Source organism: Herbiconiux daphne (assembly GCF_024979295.1).
Taxonomy (GTDB): Bacteria; Actinomycetota; Actinomycetes; order Actinomycetales; family Microbacteriaceae; genus Herbiconiux; species Herbiconiux daphnes.
In genome coordinates this window covers 374427-398362 of sequence record NZ_JANLCJ010000002.1, presented here as the reverse complement: position 1 = coordinate 398362, position 23936 = coordinate 374427, and the positions used below count along the sequence as shown (strand labels likewise).

General features: G+C 70.0%; 22 protein-coding genes. 10 read left to right on the top strand and 12 right to left on the bottom strand.

Features of this window, described 5'->3' with window-relative positions:
• Nucleotides 1-18: 18 nt before the first annotated feature.
• Together N1032_RS07400 and N1032_RS07395 are read right to left on the bottom strand one after the other, a co-directional pair.
• Nucleotides 19-1896, bottom strand: coding sequence for a DUF4082 domain-containing protein (locus tag N1032_RS07400; protein WP_259538383.1), 1878 nt, complete (start codon nucleotides 1894-1896; stop codon nucleotides 19-21).
• A gap of 95 nt (nucleotides 1897-1991) precedes the next feature.
• Nucleotides 1992-2366, bottom strand: a complete 375-nt coding sequence (locus tag N1032_RS07395; protein ID WP_259538382.1) for a hypothetical protein — start codon at nucleotides 2364-2366, stop codon at nucleotides 1992-1994.
• Nucleotides 2367-2528: 162 nt separating this feature from the next.
• On the opposite strand from N1032_RS07395, the gene N1032_RS07390 reads away from it, so the two are divergent.
• The gene (locus N1032_RS07390; protein WP_259538381.1) at nucleotides 2529-3737 is read left to right on the top strand and encodes an ROK family transcriptional regulator; all 1209 of its coding nucleotides are present in this window, start codon (nucleotides 2529-2531) and stop codon (nucleotides 3735-3737) included.
• Nucleotides 3738-3787: 50 nt separating this feature from the next.
• Nucleotides 3788-5161, top strand: a complete 1374-nt coding sequence (locus N1032_RS07385) for an NtaA/DmoA family FMN-dependent monooxygenase (protein ID WP_259538379.1) — start codon at nucleotides 3788-3790, stop codon at nucleotides 5159-5161.
• A gap of 59 nt (nucleotides 5162-5220) precedes the next feature.
• Here N1032_RS07385 and N1032_RS07380 read toward each other — a convergent pair whose 3' ends face one another.
• From N1032_RS07380 to N1032_RS07355, 6 genes are all read right to left on the bottom strand, one after another.
• Complete coding sequence (locus N1032_RS07380; RefSeq protein WP_259538378.1) at nucleotides 5221-6177, bottom strand: Dyp-type peroxidase; 957 nt, start codon at nucleotides 6175-6177, stop codon at nucleotides 5221-5223.
• Nucleotides 6178-6246: 69 nt separating this feature from the next.
• A complete protein-coding gene (locus N1032_RS07375) occupies nucleotides 6247-7074 on the bottom strand; it encodes a FadR/GntR family transcriptional regulator (protein ID WP_259538377.1) in 828 nt (275 codons plus the stop codon).
• A complete protein-coding gene (locus tag N1032_RS07370) occupies nucleotides 7058-7849 on the bottom strand; it encodes a 3-oxoacyl-ACP reductase (RefSeq protein ID WP_259538376.1) in 792 nt (263 codons plus the stop codon). The genes N1032_RS07375 and N1032_RS07370 overlap by 17 nt, the downstream gene beginning before the upstream one ends.
• A gap of 109 nt (nucleotides 7850-7958) precedes the next feature.
• Nucleotides 7959-9320 carry an aldehyde dehydrogenase family protein gene (locus tag N1032_RS07365; protein ID WP_259538375.1) on the bottom strand — a complete coding sequence of 454 codons (1362 nt, stop codon included), beginning with the start codon at nucleotides 9318-9320 and terminating at the stop codon, nucleotides 7959-7961.
• The gene (locus N1032_RS07360; protein WP_259538674.1) at nucleotides 9317-10078 is read right to left on the bottom strand and encodes a gamma-glutamyl-gamma-aminobutyrate hydrolase family protein; all 762 of its coding nucleotides are present in this window, start codon (nucleotides 10076-10078) and stop codon (nucleotides 9317-9319) included. Before N1032_RS07360 ends, N1032_RS07365 begins: the two co-directional genes overlap by 4 nt.
• A 112-nt stretch (nucleotides 10079-10190) precedes the next feature.
• The gene (locus tag N1032_RS07355) at nucleotides 10191-11576 is read right to left on the bottom strand and encodes a glutamine synthetase family protein (protein WP_259538374.1); all 1386 of its coding nucleotides are present in this window, start codon (nucleotides 11574-11576) and stop codon (nucleotides 10191-10193) included.
• Between the two features lie 129 nt (nucleotides 11577-11705).
• Here N1032_RS07355 and N1032_RS07350 point away from each other — a divergent pair, with 129 nt between their 5' ends.
• The 5 genes from N1032_RS07350 (at nucleotide 11706) to N1032_RS07330 (ending at nucleotide 17724) form a co-directional block, all read left to right on the top strand.
• Nucleotides 11706-13262, top strand: a complete 1557-nt coding sequence (locus N1032_RS07350; RefSeq protein WP_259538372.1) for an amino acid permease — start codon at nucleotides 11706-11708, stop codon at nucleotides 13260-13262.
• Nucleotides 13263-13404: 142 nt separating this feature from the next.
• Nucleotides 13405-14007, top strand: coding sequence for a PadR family transcriptional regulator (locus tag N1032_RS07345; RefSeq protein ID WP_259538370.1), 603 nt, complete (start codon nucleotides 13405-13407; stop codon nucleotides 14005-14007).
• 204 nt (nucleotides 14008-14211) lie between these two features.
• Entirely contained in the window at nucleotides 14212-14394 is a 183-nt protein-coding gene (locus N1032_RS07340) for a hypothetical protein (protein ID WP_259538369.1), read from the top strand.
• Between the two features lie 2 nt (nucleotides 14395-14396).
• Nucleotides 14397-17402: a helix-turn-helix transcriptional regulator gene (locus N1032_RS07335; RefSeq protein ID WP_259538367.1), complete on the top strand. Its 3006-nt coding sequence runs from the start codon at nucleotides 14397-14399 to the stop codon at nucleotides 17400-17402.
• A gap of 67 nt (nucleotides 17403-17469) precedes the next feature.
• Nucleotides 17470-17724 (top strand): hypothetical protein, encoded by a 255-nt coding sequence (locus N1032_RS07330; RefSeq protein ID WP_259538366.1) that lies wholly within the window; start codon nucleotides 17470-17472, stop codon nucleotides 17722-17724.
• Here the strand turns inward: N1032_RS07330 and N1032_RS07325 are convergent.
• The gene (locus tag N1032_RS07325; protein ID WP_259538365.1) at nucleotides 17712-19019 is read right to left on the bottom strand and encodes an alpha/beta hydrolase; all 1308 of its coding nucleotides are present in this window, start codon (nucleotides 19017-19019) and stop codon (nucleotides 17712-17714) included. The genes N1032_RS07330 and N1032_RS07325 overlap by 13 nt on opposite strands.
• Nucleotides 19020-19097: 78 nt before the next feature.
• Nucleotides 19098-19433 (bottom strand): acylphosphatase, encoded by a 336-nt coding sequence (locus tag N1032_RS07320; protein WP_259538364.1) that lies wholly within the window; start codon nucleotides 19431-19433, stop codon nucleotides 19098-19100.
• Nucleotides 19434-19522: 89 nt separating this feature from the next.
• Between N1032_RS07320 and N1032_RS07315 the strand changes: the two genes are divergently transcribed.
• Entirely contained in the window at nucleotides 19523-20329 is an 807-nt protein-coding gene (locus N1032_RS07315; RefSeq protein WP_259538363.1) for a Pr6Pr family membrane protein, read from the top strand.
• Here N1032_RS07315 and N1032_RS07310 read toward each other — a convergent pair.
• The gene (locus tag N1032_RS07310) at nucleotides 20220-21686 is read right to left on the bottom strand and encodes a flavin monoamine oxidase family protein (protein ID WP_259538362.1); all 1467 of its coding nucleotides are present in this window, start codon (nucleotides 21684-21686) and stop codon (nucleotides 20220-20222) included. The two genes, N1032_RS07315 and N1032_RS07310, sit on opposite strands and share 110 nt — an antisense overlap.
• Before the next feature lie 120 nt (nucleotides 21687-21806).
• On the opposite strand from N1032_RS07310, the gene N1032_RS07305 reads away from it, so the two are divergent.
• The gene (locus tag N1032_RS07305; RefSeq protein ID WP_259538361.1) at nucleotides 21807-22238 is read left to right on the top strand and encodes a pilus assembly protein CpaE; all 432 of its coding nucleotides are present in this window, start codon (nucleotides 21807-21809) and stop codon (nucleotides 22236-22238) included.
• A 20-nt stretch (nucleotides 22239-22258) separates the two neighbouring features.
• Entirely contained in the window at nucleotides 22259-23089 is an 831-nt protein-coding gene (locus N1032_RS07300) for an aldo/keto reductase (RefSeq protein ID WP_259538360.1), read from the top strand.
• Here the strand turns inward: N1032_RS07300 and N1032_RS07295 are convergent.
• Nucleotides 23082-23918: a DUF1295 domain-containing protein gene (locus tag N1032_RS07295; protein WP_259538358.1), complete on the bottom strand. Its 837-nt coding sequence runs from the start codon at nucleotides 23916-23918 to the stop codon at nucleotides 23082-23084. The two genes, N1032_RS07300 and N1032_RS07295, sit on opposite strands and share 8 nt — an antisense overlap.
• Nucleotides 23919-23936 lie beyond the last annotated feature (18 nt).

Below are 23936 nucleotides of genomic sequence, written 5' to 3'. Positions count from 1 at the left end.
GGGCCTAGCCCCGCCGGATCAGTGCCAGATGGCCGCGAGCCGCGCCGCGTTGGGCAGAGGCACCAGGCGGTTGATGTCGGCCAGGGTGAGGTTGCCGAGCGGAGTGAACCCGAGCGCACCCGCCGTGCTCTTCGAGTCGACCACCGCCGCGAACGAGAACGTCGGTGCGATCGTGCCGGCCACGATCGAGCCGGTGACCGTGGCGTTCGACCACGAGCCGTTCATCGTGTTGGCGAGCCGGATCGGGTCGCCGCCGAGGTACATCGGGTAGCGCAGCTGCCCGGTGGTGCCGCCGAAGAACGCGGAGTGCACGAGGGCGCCGCCGCCGTTGCTGCCCGCCATGATGCCCTGGTCGCTCGACTGGAACAGCGCCGAGTCCTGGATGGTCACGTTCGTGATGGTGCCGCTGCCCGACGTGGTGACGAACTGCAGCGTGTCGACGTGCTCGGTGGCCTTGTTCGGCTTGTAGTTCGGCGCCGCGTAGAAGCCGTCGAACCGCAGACCGTTGACGTTGAACCCGCCGGCGGACTTCACCTCGACCCGGTCGTAGGCCACGCCGTTCACGGCGCTCGGCCCCGCGACGATCTCGACGACCTCGACGTTGCGCACGCCGTTGCCGCCGTTCGCGGTGATGAGGAGCCGGGGAACGATCGAGTAGCCGATGGCGAACGACTCGGTGTTGCGCACCATCACGGGCTGGGCCGAGAAGTCGATGCCGATGATCGACACGCCCTTCACTCCCACGAAGGCCACGCCGGTGCCCGACCCGACCTTCACCGTGCCCACGCCGCTGCAGGCCGAAACCAGGATGCGCGAGGCACGAGCCGCGTTGCCGATGTCTTGCAGAACGCCCTTGGCCGAGGAGCCGGCACCGTTGCCGCCCGCGATCGTTCCCGGAGCGACGCAGATCACCACGGGGTCGGCGGATGCCGCGTTGGCCACGATCGCCGACGAGATCGCCGACCAGGTTGCCGCGACGTTGACGACGCGAGCCGCAGAGGCCCGAGGCGTGTTGAGCGGCCAGTGGGTTCCGTCAGGACCGAAGATCGCCGCGACCGGCGCCGGAGCGGTGACCGGCGGCTCAGGAGCCTCGGCCGGAGCTTCGGGCTCGGGAGTCGGCGTCGGTTTGGGCGTGGTCGTCGGCTCGGGCGTGGCGGTCGGCTCCGGCGTCGCCGTGGGCTCCGGCGTGGCGGTGGGGCTCGGCTCCGGCGTGGCCGTCGGCGAGGGATCGGGCGTCGGCGTGGCCGACGGAGTCGGCGTCGGAGTCGGGGTCGCAACGGGCGCTTCGGGCGCGAATGCGACGTCGACGAGGAAGCTGTACCCCTCGGCCCACGTGGTGGTGGAGGGGAAGCCGCTCGAGTTGCCGTAGCGGTAGACGCCCGCGTTCACCGGCAGGTTGATGCCGTTGATCGTCGACGCCTGGGTGAAGGCCTTCGAGGTGGCGGGGAACCGCGAGTTCGAGTCGAACACGCTGACCGTGTAGGTCGTGCCGGCTGTGAGGTCGACGTCGACCGGGATCGTGCGCCAGCCGACGGGAGCGGAGGGGTTCACGGTGGCTCTGGTGAGCAGCGAGCCGTTGGCCGACCAGACCGAGACGCTCGTGACGCCCGAGTTGGCCGCGTTCTGGTAGAACTGCACCCCCGACAGCGTGCCGTCGGTTGCGGGGGAGAACTTGAGCCCCAGCTCGACTTTCGAGTTGTCGTCGAGCGCGAGGGTCTCGGGAGCCGCCGTGTCGGAGATGACACCCGCCGGTGCGGCAGCCTCGGCGGAAGCCGGAGCGACGACGACGGCCCCGATCAACGCCGCCAACGCCAGGCCTATCACCGCCGGACGACGGACTGCGCGGAAGGATCGAGCGGGCTGGTGTGCCGTCGCGTGAGCGTCGTCAATGGTCATAGCAATTCCCCTATATCGCTGGAGCCGAGAGAGCAAAACTCACTATACGGTGTGTATGACCTATTCCATGCGTCGGAAGTGAAAATTGTTGTATATCAGACGGCGAGCAACTCGCTGGTAAGGCTGGCCGACGTCGAGGAATGATCTCGATCGAAACGGTCGAGAGCGAGCTCGACGGCGCTGTCGTGCGTGGGCGCCTGCACGACGAACTCGTCGCTGTCGATGCGGATGTCGGTGGTGGCGGCATCCGCGGAGCCGCTCCGCGCGCGGGCCGACGCTCTCGCCACCGCGCTCGCGAGGTTCTTGTAGAGGATGCCATCTGGTGCACCGCCGGCGTCGAGAATCGTCACGGTGGTGAGCGGATCGCGGGTCGCCGACAGTCCGGTCGTGGTCTCGACCGCGATGATCTGCACGACGAACGAATCGCCGTTCGGCCAGACCCAGGCGTTGACTTCGAGCTCGTGATGCATCCATGCCTCCACGTCGTCGGTGCGCGACGAGCCCGATGGCTCCGTCGCCGTCGGAGCGATTATGACACCGACGCGGCGACTTATGCGTGTGTGCCGACAAAAGTGACTCGTTCGTTATCAGCACCCCACGGCGGGCGCATCCGTGCATGCTTTACTGGCGGCATGAGTGGAATCTTCGGCCGCACGGAGACCCCCGCGCCCGGTGCGGGCGAGCTCGTGCAGCTGCTGCGCGACGGCCGGCCGCGCACCCGCGCCGAGCTCGCCGCCAGCACGGGTCTCGCGCGGTCGACGATCGCGTCGCGCATCGACACCCTGCTCGCACTCGGTCTGGTGATGCCCGTGGCCGACGCACTCTCGACCGGTGGTCGCCCGTCGTCGCGCTTCGCGTTCAACCCCATCGCGCGCGTCGTGCTCGCCGCCGACCTCGGCGCCACCCACGCCACCATCGGCGTCAGCGACCTCAACGGCACCGTGCTGCGCCGCCACAGCGACCCCCTCGACATCACCGCCGGCCCCGAGCGTGTGCTCGGCTGGCTCGTCGACACGGGGCTCGACCTGATCCGCTCGGCGGGGCACGACGTGGCCGACCTGGCGGCGATCGGCATCGGCCTTCCCGGCCCGGTGGAGCATTCCTCCGGGCGCCCGACCAACCCGCCCATCATGCCCGGGTGGGACGGCTTCGACGTGCCGGGGTGGATCCACGACCGCATCCCGGTGCCCGTTCCGGTGCTCGTCGACAACGACGTGAACCTGATGGCCCTCGGCGAGGTGGCGTTCGCGTGGCCCGGGGTGCCGCATTTCTTGTTCGTCAAGGTGGCGACCGGCATCGGCTCGGGGGTCATCTCGGGCGGTCGGCTGCAACGCGGCGCCCAGGGCATCGCCGGCGACATCGGTCACGTGCGGGTGCCCCGGGGCGACGGCACGCCTTGCCGTTGCGGCAACATCGGCTGCCTCGGGGCCGTGGCGTCGGGCCCCGCCATCGCGGCACGGCTGCGGGCCGGGGGCATCGACTCCCCGAACGGTGCCGACGTGGTGGCCCGGGTGCGATCGGGCGACGTCGACGCCATTCAGGCCGTGCGGCAGGCCGGGCGTGACATCGGCGAGGTGCTCGCCGCATGCGTGAGTTTGATGAACCCCTCCGTGATCGCGATCGGCGGGTCGATGGCTCAGGCCGGTGAGCACCTGATCGCCGGGGTGCGCGAGGTGGTCTACGCCCGTTCGATGCCGCTCGCGAGCGAGCACCTGTCGATCGTGGCGTCGCGGGCCGCGGGCGACGCGGGGCTGATCGGCGCCGGGATGCTCGCGATCGAGCACGTGCTCGCGCCGGGCCGCATCGACGATCCCACAGCCACCCCCGTGGTCGGCTTCTGATCGAAACGCGCGGAAACATGGCCGAAAAACGGCTGTGACATAAAGAGAGCATGACTCCTCTCGTTCTCGGCATCTTCCAGTACATCGGGCCGAACGGCACGGTGGGCTCGGCCTGGCAGCATCCGGACGACACCTCCGCCGACTTCACGAAACTGAGTCACTGGACCGCCCTGGCGAAGCAGTTCGATGACGCGGGCCTCGACTTCCTGTTCCTCGCCGACAGCTACGGGTTCCCGGCGCTCGACGGAGAACTGCTCGACGCCTCGGTGCGCGAGGGCCGCGGCATCCCGCACGGCGACCCGATGCCGCTCGTGTCGGCCCTCGCCGCGGTGACCGAGAAGCTCGGTTTCATCGTCACGACGTCCACCACGGTCGAACCACCGGCGGCCAACGCGCGCCGTTTCGCGACCCTCGACCACTTCACCGACGGCCGAATCGGCTGGAACATCGTCACGGGCTCATCGGGCGCCACCGCCGCGGCGCTGATGGGCAAGGAGCTGATCGCGCACGACCTGCGCTACGACATGGCCGACGACTACGTCGACGTCAACCTCACCCTGTGGGAGGGGTCGTGGGAGGACGACGCCCTCGTGCGCGACAAGGCGGCCGGCGTCTACGCCGACCCGGCCAAGGTGCACATGGTGCATCACGAGGGCCCCTACTTCCGCACCGACGGCATCCTGAACCTGCCGCCGTCGCCCCAGCGCACGCCGCTGCTGGTGCAGGCCGGCGCATCAGGGAGGGGTCGGCAGTTCGCGGGCCGCAACGCCGAGGCGGTGTTCGTGGGCGGGGGAGAGCCTGAGACCGTCGCGGCGAACATCACCGGCATCCGTGAGAGCGCCGTGGCCGCAGGGCGGTCGGCGGAGTCGATCAAGGTGCTCGTCGGGGCCCTGTTCATCACCGCGCCCACGAGCGAGGAGGCCTGGGCGAAGCACGCCGAGATGCTCGCGATGTCGACACCCGAGGGAGCGGCGGCGATCTACGCCGGCAACACCGGGGTCGACCTGCTCGCGCTCGACCCTGACAAACCCATCGCCCAGACGAGCACCGAGATGGGCCAGTCGAACCTCGAGCGCTACCTCGGCAAAGACGGCAAGCCGGCGCCGCTCGTGCGCGACATCCTCGAGAACTTCCGGCGCACCGGCATCAACGGCAGCGTGTTCGTCGGCAGCCCCGACGAGGTCGCCGACCAGATCGAGCAGTTCGTGCAGCAGACCGGCGCCGACGGGTTCCTCATCCAGCCGCACCTGACTCCGGGCACCTACGACGACCTGATCGGCCTGCTGCTGCCGGTGCTGCGCGAGCGCGGTCTGGCGAAGACGGGCCACGAGGGCTCGACGCTGCGCGAGCGGCTGTTCGGCGAGGGCAACGTGCACCTGCCCGCCGATCACCGCGGCTACGCCTTCCGCGCCGGGCGCGACTGACCGCGGGCACCGGATGCCCGCAGCCCGGATGCCCGGAGCCCGGATGTCCCGCCCGCCGGTCAGCCCGCGAGCGACTCCAGCAGGTCGTTCGACGGCACGAAGAACGTCGTGCCCGTCACCGCGCGGGAGAAGTCGAGAATGCGGTCGTAGTCGCCGAACGGATCGCCGAGGAACATGCGGCGGAGCATCTGCTCGATCACCCAGAGTTCGCGCGCGTAGCCGATGAAGTAGGTGCCGAACTCCTTCTGACCGGGGCGCCCGAACGGCATGTTGTCACGCAGGATGTCGTGCTCCACCCCGTTGGCGTCGACGATGGTCGCCAGCGACTTGTGCGACTGCTGCCCCTCGGGTGCGTCGTCGAGCTCGACGTTGTCGAGCTTCGTGCGCCCGATGACGTGCTCCTGCTGCTCGGTGGTGAGCCGCCCCCAGGCGTCCAGGTCGTGCAGGTACTTCTGCACGACGACGTAGCTGCCGCCGGCGTAATCGGGGTCTTCGTCGCCCACGATCGACGAGCGTGCCATCGAGGCGCCGGTGGGATTCTCGGTGCCGTCGACGAACCCGAGCAGATCGCGGGAGTCGAAGAATCGGAAGCCCTGCACCTCGTCGACCACGGTCACGTCGTCGCCGAGCTTGCCCAGCAGCAGGCGCTCGAGTTCGAAGCCCAGGTCGGCGCGCTCGCTGCGGATGTGGAACAGCAGGTCGCCCGGGGTCGACACCGCCGTGTGCACGGGCCCGCGCACCTCGAAGAACGGGCGCAGCTGGGCCGGCCGTGAGGGCTGCCCGAAGCGGTCCCACGCCGCCGAGCCGATGCCCACGTTGCACGACAGGTGCCCGCCGAGGTCGCGGAAACCGACGGCCCGCACGAGGCCGCCGATGTCGGAGATGACGTCGCGCACCCGATCGGCCGCCTCGGCGCCGTCGGCGATGGTGACCACCAGGAAGATGGCGGAGGTGGAGAGCGGGGCGTCGACACTCTGCGGTTCGATCGGGGTGCGGTCCCAGGCTTCGTCGTGCATGACTGCGATTCTAGGGCGCACCGGGTGAGGGCGGTTGCGTCGTCTGACGCGACCTGGGCGCCCGCAGGCTCACGACAGGAAGCCGCGCAGCAAGGCCGCCGAACCCGCGATGTGCTCGGCCATCACCCGCGCCGCGTCGTCGCCGCGGCCGGTGAGGATGGCGCCGACGAGCGCCTCGTGCTGCTCGTTCGAGTGCTCGATGTTCTTCTCCAGCAGCGGGATGGCGTCCAGCAGCGCATTGACGCGCATGCGGTTCTCGGCGACGATCGGCACGAGCGACGCCGAGCCCGCGAGCTCGGCGATCACGAGGTGCAGGCGGGAGTCGAGGCGGCGGTAGTCCGCGGCATCCGCGTCGGCCGTGTCACGCAGCGCCGACCACAGCTGCTCCCGCTCGAGCGCCGTCAGCGAGCGGTTCGCCGCGGCGCGGGCGGCTCCGGGTTCCAGGATGTCGCGGAGGGTCAGCACGTCGGCCAAGGCGTCGGCGTCGGGCAGAGCGGTGGGCGCGGCATCCGGAGCCGTGATGCCTCGCGGAACGCGGCTCGGCACCGGATCGCTGACGAACGTGCCGCCGTAGCGGCCGCGGCGCGCCTCGAGGTAGCCCGCGTCGGCGAGCGAGGCGAGCGCCTCGCGAAGGGTGTCGCGGCTCACCCCCATGAGCGCGGCCAGCTCACGCTCGGCCGGCAGGCGGTTGCCGGGCGCCACCACTCCGAGCCGCACCGTCTGCAGCAGCTTCTCGACGCACTCCTCGAACGCGTTGGTGGTGCGGCCTGAGCGCAGCAGCAGGGTCGCGGGCAGCGCGGGCGCGCCCGCCGATTCGGGAGTGCCGTGGGGGGCGTCCTGCGGTGCGCCTTGCGGCGAGCCTTCGGATGCCTCCGGCGGATCAGACGGGCGTGACATAGGCCGAACTGATTCCGCCGTCGACCAGGAACGTCGAGCCGGTGATGAACGAGGAGTCGTCGCTGGCGAGGAACGCGACCGCCGCGGCGATCTCGGACGGATCGGCGAAACGGCCCAGGGGGATGTGCACGAGCCGCCGGGCCGCGCGCTCGGGGTCTTTCGCGAACAGCTCTTCGAGCAGCGGCGTGTTCACGGGGCCCGGGCAGAGCGCGTTCACCCGGATGCCCTGCCGGGCGAACTGCACGCCCAGCTCGCGGCTCATCGCCAGCACCCCGCCCTTCGACGCGGTGTAGGAGATCTGCGAAGTGGCCGAGCCGAGCACGGCCACGAACGACGCCGTGTTGATGATGGAGCCCTTGCCCTGCTCCACCATGTGGCGGAGCGCCGCTCGCGAGCAGAGGTAGACCGACTTGAGGTTGACGTCTTGCACGCGCTGCCAGGCGGGCAGCTCGGTGGTCTCGATCGAATCGTCGTCGGCGGGCGAGATGCCGGCGTTGTTGAAGGCGATGTCGACCGACCCGTAGTTCTCGGCCGCGATGTCGAACAGCGCGTCGACCTGCTGCTGATCGGTCACGTCGACCGGCACGAACAGGCCGCCGACCTGGTCGGCCGCCTGGCTGCCTGTGACGGGGTCGACGTCGCCGATCACCACCCGGGCTCCCTCGGCCGCCAGGCGTCGCGCGGTCGCGAGGCCGATGCCGCCCGCTCCGCCGGTGATCACGGCGACCCTCCCCGCGAGGCGCTGGGTGAGGTCGATGGGGGTGACGTCGGGCATTTCTCTCCTAACAGGTGGTGCGGATGTCGCGGTAGTGCGGGTGCGGTGGTGCGGGTGCTGAGGTGCGGGTGCGGTGGTTGCGGGTGCAGCACGGCTTTCGCCGCGGGCGTCAGTCGTCGACCGCGATGAAGACGTTCTTCGTCTCGGTGAACGCCAGGGGCGCATCCGGCCCCAGTTCCCGGCCGAGCCCGGATTGCTTGAACCCGCCGAACGGCGTGCTGAACCGCACCGACGAGTGCGAGTTCACCGACAGGTTGCCGGAGTCGATCGCCCGCGAGACGCGCAGGGCCCGACTGAGGTCCCTCGTCCAGATCGATCCGCTGAGGCCGTAGTCGGTCGCGTTCGCCAGGGTGATCGCGTCGGCCTCGTCGTCGAAGGGCAGCACGGTCACGACCGGTCCGAAGATCTCGTCGGTCACCGTGCGGTCGGCACGCGACGGCGGTTCGAGCACCGTGGGGGCGAACCAGAAGCCGGGGCCCGAGGGAGCCTGCCCCCGGAACGCGACCGCCCGGTCGTCGGGAACATACGACGCGACCTTGTCGAGATGGGCGCGCGACACGAGCGGCCCCATCTCGGTGCTCTCGTCGGCGGGGTCGCCCACCCGCACGCCCGCGACCGCCGGTTCGAGCAGCTCCATGAACCGGTCGTAGACCGAGCGCTCCACGAGGATGCGGCTGCGCGCGCAGCAGTCCTGGCCGGCGTTCTCGAAAACGCCGTAGGGGGCGGTCGCGGCGGCCTTCTCGAGGTCGGAGTCGGCGAACACGATGTTGGCGCTTTTTCCGCCGAGCTCCAGCGTGACCCGTTTCACCTGGTCGGCGCAGCCCGCCATCACGCGTTTGCCGGTGACGGTCGATCCGGTGAACACGACCTTGCGCACGAGCGGATGCGTCACGAAGCGCTCGCCGACGACCGGCCCGCGACCGGGCAGCGCGGTGAAGAGACCCTCCGGCAGGCCGGCGTCGAGCGCGAGTTCTGCGAGGCGCACCGAGGTGAGCGGCGTCCACTCGGCCGGCTTCAGCACCACGGCGTTGCCCGCGGCCAGCGCCGGGGCGAACCCCCACGCGGCGATCGTCATCGGAAAGTTCCACGGCGTGATGATGCCCACCACGCCGAGCGGTTCGTTGAAGGTCACGTCGAGGCCGCCGGCCACCGGGATCTGCCGGCCGAACAGTCGCTCGGGCGCCGCGGCGTAGTACTCCAGCACGTCGCGCACGTGGCCGGCCTCCCAGCGCGCCTGGCCGATCGGATGACCCGAATTGCGCACCTCGAGCTGCGCGAGTTCTTCGCGGTGCGCGTCGACGACCGCGGCGAACCGCCGCAGCGCCGCAGCACGGTCGGCGGGGGCGAGCCGGGCCCAGCCGCGCTGAGCCTGAGCGGCACGCGCGATGGCGTCGTCGGTGCCCTCGAGGTCGTATTCGGCGATCTCGGCGAGCACCGTCTCGTCGGCCGGGTTGATGAGGGTGAGGGTCATCGGGCGGGCTCCGGGTGGCGGGTGCGGGAGGAATGGCGGGCCGTGTGCTCGGCGGAGTAGCGGGCGGCTTCGTCGACCAAGGCGGCGAACAACCGCAGGTCGTTCGAGTCGACCTCCGGATGCCACTGCACCGCGATGCCGAACGGCACCGTCGGCAGTTCCACCGCTTCGATCACGCCGTCGGCGGTCGTGGCTGTGACGACGAGCCCGTCGGCGACCCGGTCGATCGCCTGGTGGTGGTAGACCGGCACGTCGAGCGACGGGGTCGCCTCGAGCACGTCCGCCAGGAGCGTGTCTGGAGTCACGGCGACGGCGGCCGACGAGTAGGCCCCGCCACCGAGCTGGTAACGGCGGTCGCCGACGAGCTCGGGCAGGTGCTGGTGCAGCGATCCGCCGAGTGCCACGTTGAGCACCTGCGCGCCGCGGCAGATGCCGAGGAACGGCAGCTCGCGGTCGATCGCCCGGCGCAGCAGGGCGTCCTCCCACGCGTCGCGATCGCGCCGCGGCTCATCGGTCTCGGGGTGCGCGGGTGCGCCGTAGCGCGCGGGGTCGACATCCTTGCCCCCCGTGACGATGAGACCGTCGAGCGTGTCGAGAACGCGGTCGGCGACGCGGTCGTCGACGGCCTGCGGGGGCAGCAGCACGGCGATGCCGCCTGCCCGCACCACGGCGTCGAAGTAGGCGTGCGGCAGGAAGGCGGCCGGAAGATCCCACACGCCGGTCTGGGCGCGCTCGAGGTAGGTGGTGAGGCCGATCACCGGGCGGCTGCCGGCATCCGGAGCCGCGGCATCCGGAGTTCGGGCTTCCGGAGCATCGGCATCCGGAGCGCCGGCCTGCGTGCCGCTCTCGGGAAGGGAGACCTGCGGCGAATCAGAGACGCTCAAAGCCACGCACCCTCTCCCAGTCGGTCACCGCCGCATCGAACGCGGCCAGCTCGATGCGGGCGTTGTTGAGGTAGTGGTCGACGACCTCGTCGCCGAAGGCTTCACGGGCGATGGCCGACTCGGCGAACAACGCCATCGAGTCGCGCAGGTTCGAGGGCACCCGGGGCGAATCGCCCTCGTACGCGTTGCCGACGTAGGCGTCTTCGAGTTCGAGCTCGTTCTCGATGCCGTACAGGCCCGCGGCGATGAGGGCCGCGACGGCGAGGTACTGGTTGACGTCGCCGCCCGGCACCCGGTTCTCGACCCGCATGCCGAGACCGTGCCCGACCACGCGCAGTGCGCAGGTGCGGTTGTCGAAGCCCCAGGCCACCGCCGTCGGGGCGAAGCTGCCGTCGACGTAGCGCTTGTAGCTGTTGATGTTGGGGGCGTAGAAGAGCGTCAGTTCGCGCATCGCCACGATCTGGCCGGCGAGGAAGTGCCGAAACAGCTTCGACATGCCGTGGTTCGACGACGGACCCTCGTCGGGGTCGACCTCGGCGAACACGGCGGCGCCGTCGGCGCCGCGCAGGCTGATGTGGATGTGGCAGCTGTTGCCCTCGCGCTCGTTGAACTTCGCCATGAAGGTGAGGCTCTTGCCGTGCTTGTCGGCGATCTCTTTCGCGCCGTTCTTGTAGATCGAGTGGTTGTCGCAGGTCTCGAGGGCGCCGGCGTAGCGGAAGGCGATCTCCTGCTGACCGAGGTTGCACTCGCCCTTCACGCCCTCGCAGTACATGCCGGCGCCGTCCATGGCGTTGCGGATGTCGCGCAGCAGCGGCTCCATGCGGGTCGAGGCGAGCAGTGCGTAGTCGATGTTGTAGTCGCTGGCGGGGGTGAGGTCGCGGTAGCCCTTCGCCCAGGCCTCCCGGTAGCCGTCGTCGAACACGAGGAACTCGAGCTCGGTGCCGACGAAGGCCTCGAGACCGCGGTCTTTCAGGCGATCGAGCTGGCCCTTGAGGATCTGCCGCGGCGACGCCACGACGGGGGAGTCGTCGAGCCACTGCAGGTCGGCGGTGATCATGGCGGTCGCCGTGAGCCAGGGCGCGAGGCGCAGGGTCGAGAAGTCGGGGATCATCGCCATGTCGCCGTAGCCGCGCTCCCAGCTCGACATCGAGTAGCCCGCGACGGTGTTCATCTCGACGTCGACCGCGAGCAGATAGTTGCAGCACTCGGCCCCGTGCTCCGCCACGTCTTCGAGAAAGAGGCGTGCCGAGACGCGCTTTCCGACCAGTCGCCCCTGCATGTCGGTGAAGGCCACGATGACGGTGTCGATCTCGCCGAGGCCGACGAGTTCGGTGAGGCGTTCGAGGCTGAGAGGTGCCGTTGATGATGCCACAGTGAATCTCCTTGCGCGACGTTTCCGACCATTAGACCACACGCATCCGGAGCCCGTCCGGGCGCAATTAACGTGGTCGTAATATCCAAAGGTAGACAGGGCGAGCCATTGAACGCCAATATGCCGGGTATGACCAATGCGATCAGGAACACGTCGGGCGTCTCCTACGAGACCGCGGGCGCCGAGTACTTCGACAAACGCAAGCTGCGCCGCTCCGCCGGCTTCTGGGGGCTCTGGGGCATCGGCATCGCCGCCGTCATCTCGGGCGACTTCTCGGGCTGGAACCCGGGCCTCGGCCAGGGCGGCTGGGGTGGCCTGCTCATCGCCACCGCGATCGTGATCGTCATGTACTTCACCATGATCTTCTCGATCGGCGAGATGTCGGCCGCCATGCCGCACACCGGTGGCGCCTACTCGTTCTCGCGGGCCGCGCTCGGGCCGTGGGGCGGGTTCATCACCGGCCTCGCCGAGACCATCGAATACGTCGTGACCACCGCCGTGGTGGTGCTATTCTCGGCCTACTACGCCGACAGCATCGTGTCGGAGCTCTTCGGCTTCTCGCTGCCGGGATGGCTCTGGTGGATCATCCTCTACGCCGTCTTCGTGGGGCTCAACTCGCTCGGCGCCTCGGTCGGGTTCCGGTTCGCGCTCGTCGTGGCGGTGATCTCGATGGCCGTGCTGCTGCTGTTCGCCATCCTCGCCATCGCGAACGGGGCGGTCGACTTCGGCAAGCTGCTCGACATCGCGCCGACCGAGGGCAACTCGTCGTTCCTGCCGTTCGGAGGCATCGGCATCCTGTTCGCCCTGCCGTTCGCCATCTGGTTCTTCCTCGGCATCGAAGAGCTGCCGTTGGCGGCCGAAGAGGCGCACAACCCCGCGAAAGACATTCCGAAGGCCAGCGTCTGGGGCGTCGTCACGCTCGCGTTCTTCGGTCTGCTGGTGCTCTTCCTCAACCCCGCGGTGACCGGGTCGTCGGCGCTGACCGTGTCGCCCGGCGACGGCGACGAACCACTGCTCGCGGGCTTCCGGGTGTTCCTGCCGGCGGATGTCGCGGCCGTGCTCTCGGCGTTCGCCCTGATCGGGCTCCTCGCCTCGCTGCAGGGCATCATGTACGCCTACGGGCGCAACATGTACTCGCTCTCGCGGGCCGGCTACTACCCGAAGTTCCTCTCGCTCACCGGAAAGAAGAACCAGACCCCTTGGGTCGCCCTTCTCGTCGGAGGCGTGATCGGCTTCGTCATCCTGCTCGTCGTGAACCTCATCGGCACGGCCAACCCCGACATCGCGGGGGCGGCGAACGGAATCATCCTGTTCATCGCGGTATTCGGCGCGGTCATCTCCTACATGATGCAGATGATCTCGTTCGTGGTGCTGCGCCGGCGCTTCCCGAACGCCAAGCGGCCGTGGAAGAGCCCGACCGGGGTGGCGGGGGCCGTGATCGCCGGCGTGATCGCGTTCGCCGCGTTCCTCGGCATCCTGCTGGCACCGACGTTCCAGCTGGCGGTCATCACCTTCGTCGTCATCTTCGTGGTCGGCATCGCGCTGTTCGCGCTGGTGGGCCGCAAGCGCCTGGTGCTCTCACCCGAGGAGGAATACGCCCTGAGCGGCGGTCTGCACGGCGACCCGCAGACCGAGGGCTACGACGCCATGGAGAAAGAGGTCTTCGCCGAAGACCCGCCGAAGTAGCGGTGGACCTCGCCGCCGCAAGAGGCGGAATAGTCACCGATATATCTTTGGGTTGACTTTCGTGAAGTACCGATATATCTTTAACACATCGCGGAACACTCGCGATACTAAAGACCATATCAACACGAAAGGCGGATGCATCATGAGAGGCATTCACGACACCATCAACGACGACGTCCACGACGAACGACACCCGCTCCGCGGCGGCCGCGGCCAGTCCGGCTGGCAGCGCGGCCCCCACGGTCACGGCCGTGGCGGCCCCGGCTTCGGCGGTTTCGGCCCCGGTTTCGGGCCTCGCGGCCCGCAACGCGCGAGCCGCGGCGACGTGCGTTCGGCCATCCTCTCCCTGCTCTCCGAAGCACCCTCGAACGGCTACGGCCTGATCAAGGCGATCTCGGAGAAGACCGGGGGAGTGTGGCGCCCGAGCCCCGGCTCGATCTACCCCACCCTGCAGCAGCTCGTCGATGAGGAACTCATCGTGTCGACCGGAGACGGACGTCGCACCGAGTTCGAACTCACCGACGCGGGCAAGGCCTACGTGGCCGAGCACGACGACGAGCTGCAGAAGGCCTGGGAGGCCACGGCCGGCCAGTCCACCGCCGACGGCGAGTTCCACGCCAGCGTCGGCAAGCTCATGGGAGTGGTGCAGCAGTTCCGCTTCGCCGCCACCGATGAGCAGCGCGCGCAGGCCACCGAGAAGCTCGACGAGGCCCGTCGCGCTCTCTACCTCATCCTGGCCGACTAGGCCGGGATGCCCGCGGGCCCGGCACGGGCCGGGCCGGGCCGGGTCGTACGGGTCGTCCCGCCCGGCCCGCGACCCGTCGGGGCCCGCGACCCGTCAGGCCGGTAGGCCGCCGACCAGACCTGAATAGGGCATCTGCCCCATGTCCGGCCTCCGTCTTAGAGAGCACTCTCTAGTCATCGAACGACACAGGTGACGGAGGCCATCATGAACATCAGCGAATACTCGTTCCCGTGGCTCAACGAGGCCCGCGAACAGCAGGTCACCGAGCAGCTCGAGCGCCGGCGCGTCGCGCAGGAGCGCGCGGAGCAGCAGGTGCCCACAGGCACCGTGCCGGTGCGCGTCGGCCGCTGGCTGCGACGGATGTCGGTCGCGGGTGGCACGATGTAGGCATGCAGACGTCGAGCCCACTGCTCATCGGCCGCGAGGGCGACCTCGAGTCGCTGCGCACCGCGGTCGTCGACAGCCGCGGCGGCGCGACCCGGGTCGTCGCGGTGAGCGGCGAGGCCGGCATCGGCAAGACCCGGTTGGTGGCCGAGTTCATCGCCGGCGTTCCGGCCGACACCATCGTGCTGCGGGGCCAGTGCGTCGACCTCGACCGCGACGCCCCGCCCTACGCGCCCATCGTGGCTCCGCTCCGGGCGCTCGCCGCCGAGATCGGCGAGAGCGCCCTGTTCGAGGCCGCCGGCCCCGCGCGCGACGCGCTCGCCGTGCTATTGCCCGAGCTCGCGACCATCGGCGCGAGCAGCGATTCGTCCGACCGGCCGCCGGCGCAACCCCGTCCCTCGAGCGCCCAGGGCCCCTCGGGTGGCGAGCAGCGTTCGGCCAGCTACCTCTACGACGCCGTCGCCGCCGCGCTCGAGAACGTCGCCCGCTCGCGTCCCCTGGTCGTCATCATCGAAGACCTGCACTGGGCCGACCAGGCCACCCTCGGGCTGCTGCGCTTTCTCGTGCGCGTGCTCGAGCGCGCGCGCATCCTGCTGGTGGTCACGTTCCGCAGCGACGAGCTGGGCCGAGGGCATCCTCTGCGGGCCTGGCTGCCCGAGCTCGACCGCAACGCCCGGGTCTCGCGTCGCGAGCTGCCGCGGCTCAACAAGCGGCAGGTGCGGCAGCTCTCGTCGGCGCTGCGGGGCGTGCCGCTCGACGCGCACGATCTCGCGGTGGTGTTCCAGCGCACCGACGGCGTGCCGTTCTTCATCGAAGAGCTGCTGTGCGATTTCGTCAGCGCCGAGGCGTTCCCCGACACACTGCGCGACATCCTGCTCGCCCGCTATGAAACGCTGAGCGACCCCACGCAGCGGCTTCTGCGCCTGCTCGCGGCCGGTGGTGTGCGAGTGGAGCACGAGCTGCTCGCCGCCGTCAGCGACGCCTCGCCCGACGCGATCGACGACGCGGCGCGCGAGGCGGTGCTGGCCAACGTGCTCGTGGTCGACGACACGGCCTACGCCTTCCGCCACGCCCTCGTGCGCGAGGCCATCCACGAAGAACTGCTGCCGGGTGAGCGCATGCGCTTCCACACCGCCTACGCGCAAGCCCTCGAAGACCGGCCGGGCGCACCGGGCGTCGACTCCACCGCCATCTCCTACCACTGGATGGCGGCGCACAACCTCACCGCCGCCTTCCAGTCGTCGCTCACCGCGATGGCCGAGGCCCGCGCCTCCTACGCCAACGCGACCGCGGCGCGCATGGGCGAGCGCGCGCTGGAGCTCTGGGAGCAGGTTCCGGATGCCGAGACGCTCGCCGGCCGCACCCGGGTGGCGCTCCTGGGTGAGACCTCCTACATCCTCCGCAACGCGGGCGAGAGCGACCGGGCCATCCTGCTCATCGACGAGGCCATCGCGGGCTCGTCGGCCGACGAGCCCGAGCAGTTCGCCCGGTTTCTGCGCGACAAGGCGTCGTTCCTCGCCAACGTCGGTCACACCGGGTCGATCGAGCTGTTGCGGCAGGCTCTCGACGTGCTCGAGGGGTCGCCCCGCAGCGTGTTGCGGGCCAACGTGCTCGGCGAGCTGGCCGCGCGGTTGATGCTCGCGGCTCGCTTCGCCGACGCCGTCGCCACGGCCGATCGCGCCTTCGCCGAGGCCGAGGCGGTCGACTCCCGGGCGCGCATGTCGGTGGCCGTCAACATGCGCGGCATCTCGCGGCTGTCGCTCGGCGAGATCGACGCCGGGCTCGCCGACCTCGCGCTCGCGGGCGAGCTCTCCGAGGGCAACGACTCGGCGCGGTTGCGCTACTGGGTGAACGAGTCCGACGCGATGTACCTGCTCGGCCGGTTCGACGACGCCATCCGCATCGCCGAGTCCGGCGCGGAGCGGGCCCGGCTGCGCGGCGTGGAACGCACGTCGGGCGTCATCCTGATGTCGAACGTCATCGCGCCGCTGTTCGCGCTCGGGCAGACCAGGCGGGCGAACGAGATCCTCGACCGCGCGCTCGAGCTCGACCCGCCCATCGGGTTCAGCGCCCATCTGCAGCTGCAGAAGCTGCAGGCCACCCTCAGGGGTGGCGACGTCAGCGGCGCCGAGCGGTTGCTCCGCACCTGGCGGGCGGCGCTCAGCCTCCAGTTCCGCATCGACGCGCAGTCGCGGCTCGGCTTCGCGACCATCGCCGCCGAGATCGCTCTCGCGTCGGGCGACATCGCCCTCGCGTGGCGAGAAGCATCGGTGATCGTGTCGCCCGAGCACCGCACCTTCCCCGCCTACGACCTGCCGCTGCTCGTCGTCGCCGCGAGGGTGCTCGGCGCGGCCCGGGCCGGCGGTGTCGATCTCGGCGTAGATCTCGCTGCGGGCGGCGAGTCGTCACCGGTCGACCCCGACGAGATCGAGGGCCGCCTCCGCTCGGCCCTGGCCGCCGTGTCGGCCTGGCCGACGGCGCCGGTGTTCGTGGCGCTCTTCGAGGCCGAACTCGGTGGCCCCGACCACGCCGGCAGCGACTGTGCACTCTGGGAAGCAGCGGTGGAGCGCTGCACGGCGCCCGGCGTGCCCGCTCCCTTCGAGCCCTACGCGCGACTGCGGCTGGCCGAGGCCCTCGCCGCGTCGGGCGAGCGGGCCGCCGCAAGGCTGCGTGCCGACGAGGCCCGGGTGGCGGCGGAGCGCATCGAGATGGGGCTGATCGTGACCCAGGTGGCCGACCTCGAGCGGCGCGTGGGCCTCGTGCGACTGCCAGGGGGCCGCGACAGCACCGAGGGCGCGACCCGCAGCGTCGAAGACGAGCTGACCGATCGAGAGCGGCAGGTGCTGGCGCTGATCGCCCAGGGTCTCAGCAACCGGCAGATCGCCGAGCAGCTGTTCATCAGCGCCAAGACCGCGAGCGTGCACGTGTCGAACATCCTGCGCAAGACGAACACCACCTCACGCACCGAAGCCGCGTTCCTGGCGCGCAGCTTCGCGCACGTCTCGTCCTGAGCTGCCCGGGGCTGGTCGCGTCCTAGGCCGGCCCGGGCGCGATGAGGAGGAATAGGGCATCCGCCCGATGAGCACCACCCGCCTTACCGAGGAACGTGTCCTTCACACGAACTCCTCGACCAGGCAGGACATCATGACCATCTTCCTCATCGCTCTCGGCGCCCTCTCCCTCTGGGCCATCGTGGCCGCTCTCGTCGGTGTGGCGCGCGACGGACACCGTCGCATCCCCACCCGCAACGATGCCCCCACGGTGGTGCGTGCCCCGAAGCCCGAGCAGCACCGTCGGGCGCACGCTCGTTCGACCGTGATTCACGCCGGCTGAGCCCGATCGCGTCGATCGGCGGTCGCGAGCGCTTCGGCACCGTTCACCGCGTGGAAGGCTCCGAGCACCGCCCGGGGCGCCTCGATGTGACCGAAGTGCCCGGCCTCGCGTAGCACCACCGTCGACAATCCCGGCACCATCGCTCGGAGCCGACGATCGTCGTCGCCGGTCACGAACACATCGCGATCACCACGCACCGACACCACCGGGCACGTGATCCGCCGCCACGACCGGTCGTCCCCAGCGCACCGGTCGGCATCGTGCCCCGCGGCATCCGGCGTCGCGGCATCCGGGCCCAAGCCATCCCGCCCCGCACCGACTCGCCCCGTCGCATCCAGCCCTGTGCCGTGCCGCCCCGCGGCCCCTGGGCCCACGTCATCCGACGCCGCGCTGAGCCGCCCCGTCGAATCCGGGCCCGTGCCGTCCCACCTCGACGCAGCTGTGCCGGTGGCATCCCGGCCCGCACCGTCCCGCCCGGCACCGTCCCGCCCCACGCCATCCGACCCCGCGGCAGCCCACTCGGCGGCCACGCGCGCGGCGATCGTGAAGGAGCGGGGCCGCAGTTCCCTCGCCAGCGCGATGAGCACGCCGGCGGGCACCCGTGCCGGGTGGGCGAACAGCGGCGCGACGACGAGCGGCAGCAACCCGATCCGGCGCAACCCGCCGAGAAGAACGGATGCGGCCCGGCCGAACGGCGCGACCGCGCGCATCGCGAGCAGCAGGGCCGCGAATGCCGGCAACCGCCCGAACTCGCGCACCGGGTGGCGTGCGACTGCTGCCACGGAGAAGGTCGTCGGTGACACGAGTGTGACCGACCGGGTGGCGATCGGCTCCAGCGCGGCCAGATGGAGCGCGATGAAACCGCCGAGGGAGTGACCGATCGCCTGCCACTCCCAGTAGTTGAGCCGGCGCAGCACCTCCGCGACGGCCCGGGCGTAGGCCTCGACATCGAGCGGCCGGCGCCGGGGCAGCGGCGAGTCGCCCCAGCCCGGCAGGTCGACGATCACGAGGTCGCGAAGCGGCTCGCCGCGGCGCTCGGCCTCGAGGAGCAGCGGGGTCCAGGTCGTCCACGACCCCGCCGCGCCGTGCAGCATGACCGTGGCGCGGCCTCCGGCTTCGCGAGCCCAGCGCCGACGGCTCGAGCGCACGACGATGGCACCGAGCGGTGTGACGATCGTCGAGGTGTGCAATCCGAACCGCTCCGGATCGGTCGACAGGTCGAACGGGGCATACGGCTCCTTCATCCGCCGCGACGCTGTCGGGGGAGCGGCCCGCACGCCAGTACGCATGGTCATGCCGGTGGTTCGGAGAAGACCCGACCGCCGACGGGCCGAACCGTCGAGCTCACAGGGAGCGCGCGCGGTGCCGAGCGATCAGCGCCGGATCTCGAACTGCGCGCCGGCCTTCGCCGACCCGGCCTCGGCGCCGGCGTCGCCAGAATCGCCGGCCTCCGCCGACCCGGCCAGGGCCTCCGCCGAACCCTCGCTCGTCTCCACGGACGTGACCCGCGCGCCGGGCGGTCCGTGGCGCAGCCACTCCACCATCGCGTCGACCGCATCGGCCTCCCCGCGGAGTTCGGCGAGCACCGAGCCATCCGGCCGGTTCTGCACGAATCCCGCGACGCCCAGCTCATTCGCCCGCTCGCGTGCGGCCCAGCGGTAGCCGACGCCTTGCACCTCGCCCCGCACCACGACCCGCCGTCTCTCCATGCGCAAATCCTGCCACGCCGGAACCGACTACCCTCGAATGACACCTCGTTCCCCGGGCGCACCGGCCGGGCGGAGCAGACCAGGAGCAGATGATCGGAGCCCGTGTGCGACGTGCGTTCGGCATCCTGCGACTCGTGGTCGCAGCGGTCGGCATCGTCGCCCTCGTCTTCGACTTCGACTACGTGCTCGGTTTCAGCACCTTCTCGACCATCAACTACTTCAGCTACTTCACCTTTCAGAGCAACCTGCTGAACGTGATCACCCTCGGGGCGTCGGGCGCTCTGCTGCTACGCGGCCACACCGTCGGCCGCGCGCTCGTGAGCGCCCGGGCCATGGTGACCACCTACGTGATCGTCTCGGGCGTCGTGTTCGGCCTGATCGTGTCGCAGGCGGGCAGCCATCACTACCGCATCGATGTTCCCTGGTCGAGCCAGGTGCTGCATTTCTGGCTGCCGTCGTACGTGCTGATCGACTGGATCATCGGCGTCGGCCGTCGCCGCCTGCGCTGGCGCACGGTGTGGATCGTGCTCATCTTCCCCGTGGTCTGGGGAATCTTCACCCTCATCCGCGGTCAGGCGGTGCGCTGGTACCCTTACTTCTTCCTCGACCCCGACCAGGTGTCGGGCCCGGGGGAGTTCGCCCTCTATTGCGGCATCGCCATCGGCCTGTTCGCCGGAATCATGGCGGGCCTCGTGGCGCTCAGCCGGTTGAGGCCGCTGCTGCCCCGCGGCGCTGCGGCCGACCCCGGGCTCAGGGAAGACGGCAGGCTCAGGGAAGACGGCGGGCTCAGGGAATCAGCGTCGGGGTCGGCGGCAGGCTCGGGGTCGGCGAAGCGGTGGTGGTCGAGAGCGACGCGTCGACGAACGGCACGAGCGAACGCAGCGCCGCCGCGATGAGCTCGTCGTCGCCCTGCTTCAGCACCACGGGAACATCATCGGCGGCCGTGAGCCCCACCAGGATGGGCTGACCGGTCGCCGGCAGCAGGTTGATCCACTCGGCGATCTCCGACGTCTCGTCGATGACCGAGAGCACGGTCGCATCCGTCGACCAGAACGGCTCGTCGAACCGCAGCCAGAGCTGCTCGAGCGATCCCATCCCGAGCGACTCGATCGACGTGGTCATGGCCTCGGGCAGTGGCGGCGCGAACTCGATGGTGCCGGCCTGCAGCACGCCGATCGGCACGGTGACGATCACGCGATCGACCGAGAGCGACTCGCCGGTGCCGAGCCGAAGGCTCACCCCGTCGTCGTCGTAGCCGATGCGGATGACGGTGCTCGACAACAGCACGTCGAGGTCGTCGAGGGCGTTCGACACCACGGTTTCGAGCCCGCCCACGACGAGCCGCTCGCCGTCGGCGAGACCGGAGCGATCGAGACCCCACGAGGCCGAGAGCCGGAACGAGTTGGCGCCGTACTCGCTCGCGATCACGGTGTCGAGGTAGTGCGCGAGCTCGGCCGCCGACGACACGCCCGCGGCATCCGGTGTCGTCGACACGTTCGCCGCCCCCGACGCCGAGAGTGCCGAGGCGAGGGAGCTGTCGGTCGTCTGCGCCCGCGCCCACTCGACCGCCGTGGTGACCGAATTCGGCCCGACGTTCGAGGGCGGCACCACGACGCCGTCGGCCGTGCGCACCTCGCTGGTGGCCTCGAGCGAGATGGTGCCGACGTCGTTGGTGCGCAAGGGCTCGTCGAGGTCCGACCCGGTGACGGATGCCGCGCCCAGCTCCACCGGGAACGGCCACGAGTCGTCGTCGCGCGTGTCGATCCGGCCACCCACGCGATCGCGGGCCTCGACCACCACGATGTCGAACCCGGCGTCGGCCAGCAGTCGGGCAGCCCGGGCCCCGGCGAGCCCGGCGCCGATCACCGCGATGCGCTCGTCGGGCTGCGCGACGGCCTCGACGCGGGCCGCGACGGCGACGCCCGAGGCATCCGCACCGGCGAGGGTGCCCGGGAACTCGCTCGAGGTGGCCTCGCCCGCGAAGAAGACGCGCGCTCCGACCGTGTCGCGGAGGGTCGCCCGGTCGGCGGGCGTGGCGCCCACGGGAGTCATGCTGAACGAGCCGAGCGCGTAGGGGTCGTTCGCCCACGAGGTGCGCAGGAACGACGCCGGGTGCGGCACGGGCGACGGCGGCAGCTCGGTGGGCGTGATGGTTGCCGTGGGGCGGGGCGCCGGAGGCGTGCAGGCGGAGAGCGTGGCGAGCGACACGGCCGAGAGGGCGCCCACCAGGAAGGTCCGTCGCTCGAGTGCCAATTGTGCGGTGCCGTTTCTGCGTCGGGATGCGCCTGGATGGTTCCCGATTTACCTCCACGTTAGCCAACGATCTGTGAATCCGCGCCGCGGCCGGAGGGTCATCGCTGGAATGATGGGCAGATGATCTCCATCGAGCTCGCTCGCGCCCTTCGCACCGCCGGCCTGCGGTGGCATCCGCGGTCGGGCGACAGTTTCGTCATCGAGACCTCGGAGTCGACGGGCGACGTGTTCACGGTGAGCGAGATGACCGTCGAGGTGCACGACTTCCCGTCGGGGCAGCTGATCGGCTTCAACGGCACCACCGAGTGGGCGCTCGACTCGGTCGACGTCACCGACACGCTCTGGCTGCCCCGCGAAGATCAGCTGCGCGAGATCCTGCGAGACGGATTCCGCACGCTCGACGTCGACCGGTCGGGCGGCGAGCCCCTCTATCTCGTGACCGCGAGCGTGCGCGGCGAGGTGCGCACCTTCGAAGCCCTGACCGTCGCCGACGCCTATGGCGAAGCGGTGCTCGACCTGATCGTTCAGAGTCTGGTCACCGACGGCGAATAGACGAGGAATAGGGTTGGGGAATGACTGAAAACGCCGTTCCCCTCGTGACCCTCAACAACGGAGTCGAGATTCCGCAGCTCGGTTTCGGAGTGTTCCGGGTCGATCCCGGCACGACCGATCGCGTCGTGCGCGACGCTCTCGACGTCGGCTACCGGCATCTCGACACCGCGAAGATCTACGGCAACGAAGAAGGCGTCGGCCGGGCCGTCGCCGAGTCGGGTCTCGCACGCGACGAGATCTTCATCACCACGAAGCTCTGGAACGCCGACCAGACCCGCGCGCTCGACGCGTTCGAGGGCAGCCTCGAGCGGCTCGGCACCGACTACGTCGACCTCTACCTCATCCACTGGCCGACGCCCGAGAAAGACACCTACCTCGAGGCGTGGCGCTCGCTCGAGCAGATCCTCGCCTCCGGTCGCGCCAAGGCGATCGGCGTCTCGAACTTCACCATCGACCACCTGGAGCGCCTGCTGGCCGAGACCGAGATCGTTCCGGCCGTCAATCAGGTCGAGCTGCACGTCGACTTCCAGCAGCCCGAACTGCGCGCCTACGCCGCCGAGAACGGCATCGCAATCGAGGCGTGGGGCCCGCTCGGCCAGGGCAAGATCAACGATTCCGACGAGCTCGCCGCGATCGCCGAGGCCCACGGCACGTCCGTTCCGCAGACGATCTTGCGCTGGCACACCCAGATCGGCAACATCGTCATTCCGAAGAGCAACAACAGGGAGCGGATGGCGCAGAACTTCGACATCTTCGACTTCGAGCTCTCCGCTGCCGAGATCGCGACCATCGCGACGCTCGATCGCGGCGAAGACGGCCGCAACGGGTCTCACCCCAACGACGTCAACTGACCGCCAGCGGGTCGGCGTCGGTGCTCGTCTTGCCGGGGAACCACGGGATGAGCGCCGACGTCTTCTTCCTGTAGCTCGCGTACTCCGGGTAGCGCGAGAGCGTGATGCTCTCGGTGAAGAACGTCGACCCGATGAACAGCAGGGTGAGCAGAATCGGCCCGGCCGCCGTCCACTGCAGCACCGTGCCGGCCGCGGTGGCCCCGATGAAGAAGATCACCCACCACTGAGCCTGCTCGAAGAAGAAATTGGGATGCCGCGAGAAGCGGAACAGGCCGGTCTGCAAGAACCGGGGCCGCGGATCGCGACCGGCCGCGGTCTCGGCCTTCTTCCACTGATGGAAGTTCCACTGCTGCTGATCGGCGACGGTCTCACCGACGAGGAAGGCCAGGAACACCGCGAACAGCACGCCGTCGAGCAGACCGAACGGGGTCGCCCGGTGCTCGAACGCCATGAAGGCGGGCAAGGTGATGAGCAGCAGGATGACGTTCTGGTAGATCGTGATGAAGAACAGGTTGAACACCTGGAACTGCCAGGGCTTCATCCGGGCGCGCAGCACCGCCCAGCGGTAGTCCTCGCCGCCGCGGGCGTAGCCGCCCTTGCGGGAGAAGTTGAAGGTCAGCCGGGCGCCCCAGAGCGTCACGACCGACGCCATCAGGTCGAGGCGCAGATCGGCGAAGCCGGCGGCTCCCGCGAAGATCCAGACGTAGACCACCGGGATGATCGACCAGATGCGATCGACCCAGGAGTATTCGCGGGTGATCACCGAGGTCACCCAGACCGCGACGCAGATCACGGCGAAGACCCAGAGCGACGCAGTCAACGGAAACATGGGGCCAGTGTAGGTCAC

Excerpts from the sequence above, each read along its gene's own strand:
- N1032_RS07335 (WP_259538367.1), top strand. The coding sequence starts at position 14,397 with ATGCAGACGTCGAGCCCACTGCTCATCGGCCGCGAGGGCGACCTCGAG.
- N1032_RS07325 (WP_259538365.1), bottom strand. The coding sequence starts at position 19,019 with ATGACCATGCGTACTGGCGTGCGGGCCGCTCCCCCGACAGCGTCGCGG.
- N1032_RS07345 (WP_259538370.1), top strand. The coding sequence starts at position 13,405 with ATGAGAGGCATTCACGACACCATCAACGACGACGTCCACGACGAACGA.
- N1032_RS07380 (WP_259538378.1), bottom strand. The coding sequence starts at position 6,177 with ATGCACGACGAAGCCTGGGACCGCACCCCGATCGAACCGCAGAGTGTC.
- N1032_RS07295 (WP_259538358.1), bottom strand. The coding sequence starts at position 23,918 with ATGTTTCCGTTGACTGCGTCGCTCTGGGTCTTCGCCGTGATCTGCGTC.
- N1032_RS07305 (WP_259538361.1), top strand. The coding sequence starts at position 21,807 with ATGATCTCCATCGAGCTCGCTCGCGCCCTTCGCACCGCCGGCCTGCGG.
- N1032_RS07300 (WP_259538360.1), top strand. The coding sequence starts at position 22,259 with ATGACTGAAAACGCCGTTCCCCTCGTGACCCTCAACAACGGAGTCGAG.
- N1032_RS07390 (WP_259538381.1), top strand. The coding sequence starts at position 2,529 with ATGAGTGGAATCTTCGGCCGCACGGAGACCCCCGCGCCCGGTGCGGGC.
- N1032_RS07400 (WP_259538383.1), bottom strand. The coding sequence starts at position 1,896 with ATGACCATTGACGACGCTCACGCGACGGCACACCAGCCCGCTCGATCC.
- N1032_RS07385 (WP_259538379.1), top strand. The coding sequence starts at position 3,788 with ATGACTCCTCTCGTTCTCGGCATCTTCCAGTACATCGGGCCGAACGGC.
- N1032_RS07375 (WP_259538377.1), bottom strand. The coding sequence starts at position 7,074 with ATGTCACGCCCGTCTGATCCGCCGGAGGCATCCGAAGGCTCGCCGCAA.
- N1032_RS07315 (WP_259538363.1), top strand. The coding sequence starts at position 19,523 with ATGATCGGAGCCCGTGTGCGACGTGCGTTCGGCATCCTGCGACTCGTG.
- N1032_RS07395 (WP_259538382.1), bottom strand. The coding sequence starts at position 2,366 with ATGCATCACGAGCTCGAAGTCAACGCCTGGGTCTGGCCGAACGGCGAT.
- N1032_RS07330 (WP_259538366.1), top strand. The coding sequence starts at position 17,470 with ATGAGCACCACCCGCCTTACCGAGGAACGTGTCCTTCACACGAACTCC.
- N1032_RS07350 (WP_259538372.1), top strand. The coding sequence starts at position 11,706 with ATGACCAATGCGATCAGGAACACGTCGGGCGTCTCCTACGAGACCGCG.
- N1032_RS07365 (WP_259538375.1), bottom strand. The coding sequence starts at position 9,320 with ATGACCCTCACCCTCATCAACCCGGCCGACGAGACGGTGCTCGCCGAG.
- N1032_RS07320 (WP_259538364.1), bottom strand. The coding sequence starts at position 19,433 with ATGGAGAGACGGCGGGTCGTGGTGCGGGGCGAGGTGCAAGGCGTCGGC.
- N1032_RS07340 (WP_259538369.1), top strand. The coding sequence starts at position 14,212 with ATGAACATCAGCGAATACTCGTTCCCGTGGCTCAACGAGGCCCGCGAA.
- N1032_RS07370 (WP_259538376.1), bottom strand. The coding sequence starts at position 7,849 with ATGCCCGACGTCACCCCCATCGACCTCACCCAGCGCCTCGCGGGGAGG.